The sequence below is a fragment of the Flavobacterium sp. genome, from assembly GCF_029242675.1.
Classification (GTDB): Bacteria; Bacteroidota; Bacteroidia; order Flavobacteriales; family Flavobacteriaceae; genus Flavobacterium.
The window spans coordinates 1-4,474 of the sequence record NZ_JAQWTM010000425.1; the positions used below are offsets into that span (position 1 = coordinate 1).

Here is a 4,474-nt window from a genome sequence, read left to right on the forward strand (position 1 = left end):
TAAGATTTATAATCGGTAAAAGCGTCAAGAATTAATTCATTTTCAACTAATTGATTTATTTTTATTTTACCAATACTATCTATCAAGGCAAACTGCACCGTTCCGTACTCGTTTTTCTTATCATGAATGAGTAAATCTAAAATCGGTTCTAAATCATTTTGTTCGAAAATGATCTGATCATATATACTTTTGATGGTTGTTTTAATTTCATTGTATTCATCAATAGTTAAAAGCTCTTTTTTTAAGGAAATATAGCTTTCGAGTACCATGCCAACAGCAATTGCTTCCCCGTGTAAAAGCGTTTCTTTACTATCACTTTCCAGGAAGTAGCTTTCTATTGCATGACCTAAGGTGTGGCCAAAGTTAAGTGCTTTTCGCAATCCTTTTTCCTTTGGATCTATGGTTACAATTTCGTTCTTTATCTCTACTGAACGGTAGATCAATTGGTCTAGACCATCAAAATCAATTGCTTTTAAATCCAGAAATTGCTCCCAGTATTTTTTATCATAAATTAGTCCGTGCTTCAACATTTCAGCAAGTCCTGATCTCATTTCGTTTTGAGGAACTGTTTCCAAATAGGCTGTGTCAACTATAACCATAAGTGGAAGATTAAAAACACCTATTTGATTTTTTAAATTGCCTAAATCAACACCATTCTTACCTCCAACTGAGGCGTCAACCATCGAAAGTAGCGTAGTGGGAATATTGATAAAGTCAATTCCTCTTTTAAAAGTGGATGCAACAAACCCTCCTAAATCAGTAACAACGCCACCTCCTAAATTAATAACCAAACTTTTTCTATCGGCACCAAGTTCTGTTAGAACGTTCCAAATTTGAATGCACGTGTCAATATTTTTGTTTATTTCGCCAGACTCAAATTCAATTATCTCAATTGTTGAATCCGTTTCTAATAATGGTAACAAGTTAGGTAAACAAAATTCATTGGTATTGGTATCGACTATGATAAAAATAGTAGAGTATTTGTTTTGGCTTAAATGAAGGTTCAATGCGGGGTAGCCCATTTCATTAAAATAAATGGGATGATTACTCGCTTGGATTGTTTTTAAATCTTGTGACATATTTTTTTTAATTACAGTATTGGGATACAAGTGCTGCTGCTCCCGGATAATTTTTATTTTCGGCTAGGATCAAAAACTTACATCCTTTTGGTTTGTTATTGGTATTCAAATAGGCAGCACCAAGTAAAAACTCAGTCTTACCGTCTGCTAACAATGGCGAATTTACTGTTTTTTCTAAATAAGTAATCGCAGTTTTAAACTGTTTTAATTGAAAATAGCAAATTCCAATATTTTGAGTAATAATAATGTTTTTTGGATCATCGATTGCTGCTTTTTTGAAAAACACTATCGCTTTTTCAAAATCTGAGTTAGCAGCATACTGACTTGCTTTAGCAACATTATCTCCATTACTATTGTTTTTACTGCTTGATTTTGCAAATTCTGCATCTTTTTCAAATGATTTTAATCTAGCAAGTAAAGTTGAATCCTTAGGAAAAATAGCTAAACCTGTACTCATAAATTTAAGAATTTTATCATTTGGATATAAGGATTGTGCTAATGCGCTTGAGGTATTAATCCAAATACTAGGATCTTTTACGTATTTAATGAACGTATTGTGATTTTTAAGAATCGCTGCGGTGTCTTTGGCTTTTGCATCAACAACTAAAGCTGAAAGGAAATAATCTTGGTTTCTTGGACGAATCTCAAATGCTTTACGAGCATTGTATCTCGCGCTATCAGCTATTCCTTGTTCTTTAAAAATACGATATTTGTACCACTCAGCTCTACCCGTATATGGATTTATATTTATTGACTGATTAAAATATTTTATAGACTGCTCATATTTTTTTTCATTAAAAGCGTACACTGCAGCTACCTCTATATATGGTTGCGAATTCGTTGCTGTATTTGGAAATTTAGGTATTCTATCAATTATGTCATCGTAACGCAGTTTGGGTTGCGATGACTGCAAATCAAAAACGGTTTCGTTCTCAAATTGGTATGCTTTTAAGGTTTGGTATGAAAAATAGAAGCAAATAATACTCAATGAAGCTATAACTAATGCTAGTTTATTACTTAAAAGAGGAGCAGAAGTGTCAAATTTAGTATTGATAATAGTCAATACTAAAAACAAACAAAAATTAATTTGCATTGTTGCGCGATACAAAGGGAAATTAAAGATTGCATCTATGCCATAACTTATTAAAAGCAGCAATGCCAACAGAGCTATTAGTTTCGATTGTAGTTCGTTAGTTGAAATGATCTTTTTTACGTTTGTTATTAATCCAAAAATAAAAAGAGACAAGTAAATAATTAAGTTAATAAAACCTGTTTCAGCAGCAATTTCTAGAAAATCATTATGTGGATGATCAGATAGTGTTAAATTATTAACTAATTCCTTTTCATACGGTTGTGACTGTATTTTCCAGTTACCCAAACCTACACCAAACACTGGATTTTCCTTTGCTATTTCCAAAGCATTGTTCCAATATTGCAAACGAATGTTTATCGATCCATCCTTCGAATTTACTGGACTAATTTCAGAAAATCTATCCGTTACTGAGCTAAATCTTCCTTTATCTTGTGCTGTTTTGAAAGTCAATGTTGCGCCTAAAAATGCTATGATTAAAGGTAGTATTATGTAAGGTAGTAAAGCGAGATAATCTTTTTTTGGTGTTTTCACTACTAACAGTATGCTTATAAAACCTATGAAATTTAAAACTAAAGCGATATAACTTGCTCTTGACGCAGTCAAAAAGACAACAAATAACACAAGAAGCATTGTACTCATCAGAAACCATTTTTTCCACTTTGAAAAATGATAGATTCCCAGCATTAAAAAAGGTAATTTACCCGTTAAAGTAGCAGCAAAAATGTTAATGTTTCCTGTTTTACCTTGAATAAAAGAAAAAGCCGTCGAGAGATTTATTGACTTTGCAATTTCAAATAAATGACTAATTGCCAAATAGGATTGAACAAATAACGAAATACCAACAATAAAACATATTTGATAGATAATATGAAGTCTGTTATGAAGTAAGAGGGATAAATTAACAAAAGTGCAAAAGATGATCAGCAACTGAATAAAGCTAATGAGCCCAAGCGAAAAATTTGCTGCCATAATTACAGAAACAAGGCAAATAAACAAGAAGGCTACATAACTTTTAAAAACCATGCTTTTTTGGAAAATGGTTTTAATAGTAGTAGTTAATAGTTCGGGATTTCGAAAAATAAAAAAACTAACAAGGATATTTAGTAAACTCAAATAAAGATATTGAGGAGCAATTATTTCAATACTACCAAATTGTGGAAAAAAATCAATTAGTAAAATACTGGAGACAAATAGTAGCGTAATTATTTCAAAATAATTATTGTTAGAGGAGCTAGCTTCTGTACGATTGTCAATTTGTGTAGTTTTTTTTCCCATTTAACTGATTTTGATTCAAAAATTTAAGAGTTCAAATTTATTGATTATTTTTCCCTAAGTTCGAATTTAATTTAAAATAATTATAAAATAGCCGACGAATTTATTTTTTGAGGAATTATCATTCTGAAAAACCAAACTATGGTTATATTTGCGTAAAAAACCGCTACATGGAAAAATTATTCAACAATACGCAAGTTGCCTTTTCTTTAAAGAGTGATACTGAATTGGATCGTGCCTATTTTTTGTTCAAAATGATTGCTAATCAACCTTTAGTTCGAATTGGTACAGCGGTTACTAATTTTGCTTTGAAAGCAAATTTGCCAGTAGAGGGTTTGATTCGAGCTACCGTATTTGATCATTTTTGTGGTGGAGTGAACGAAAATGACTGCCTATCCGTAGTAGATAAAATGTATACAGCAGGTGTGTCATCGGTTCTTGATTATTCTGTTGAAGGTAAAGAGGAAGAGGATCAATTTGATGCTGCTTTGCGTATGACCTTAAAAACAATCGAATTTGCCAAGGAGCGACTTGCAATTCCCTTTGCTGTTTTTAAACCAACAGGATTAGGGCGATTGGATTTATATGAAAAGGTAGGGAATAAAGAAGCTCTTTCAGCTTCAGAACAAGAAGAATGGAATAGGGTAGTGGCTCGCTTTGATACGGTATGTAAAGAAGGTCATAGTAAAGATGTTGCTTTGCTGATTGATGGTGAAGAAAGCTGGATGCAGGATGCCGCTGATGATTTAGTTACTAATATGATGCGCAAATACAACAAAGAAAAAGCGATCGTTTTTAATACTTTACAAATGTACCGTTGGGATCGTTTGGATTATCTTAAAAGATTGCACCAAGTAGCTAATGAAGAAGGATTTTATATTGGAATGAAATTAGTGCGCGGTGCTTATATGGAAAAAGAAAACAAGCGTGCTGAAGAAAAAGGATATCCTACGCCAATATGCGCTTCTAAGGAAGCAACTGATTTAAATTACGATGCTGCCGTACTATATATGTTAGAGCATTTAGACAA

The 4,474-nt window shown here is 32.3% G+C and carries 3 protein-coding genes; 1 reads left to right on the forward strand and 2 read right to left on the reverse strand.

Going from position 1 to position 4,474, the window contains the following annotated elements; translation table 11 throughout:
* On the reverse strand, nt 1-1,079 hold a 1,079-nt coding region (gene aroB / locus P8M54_RS15560; RefSeq protein WP_300288949.1), incomplete at its 3' end, for a 3-dehydroquinate synthase.
* 7 nt (nt 1,080-1,086) lie between these two features.
* Nucleotides 1,087-3,447: an O-antigen ligase family protein gene (locus P8M54_RS15565; RefSeq protein ID WP_300288950.1), complete on the reverse strand. Its 2,361-nt coding sequence runs from the start codon at nt 3,445-3,447 to the stop codon at nt 1,087-1,089.
* Nucleotides 3,448-3,614: 167 nt separating this feature from the next.
* Between P8M54_RS15565 and P8M54_RS15570 the strand changes: the two genes are divergently transcribed.
* The coding region (locus P8M54_RS15570; protein ID WP_300288951.1) for a proline dehydrogenase family protein at nt 3,615-4,474 on the forward strand (860 nt) is incomplete at its 3' end.

Bases quoted from the DNA above. Each gene is read 5' to 3' on its own strand.
- P8M54_RS15565 (WP_300288950.1), bottom strand. From the start codon at position 3,447: ATGGGAAAAAAAACTACACAAATTGACAATCGTACAGAAGCTAGCTCC.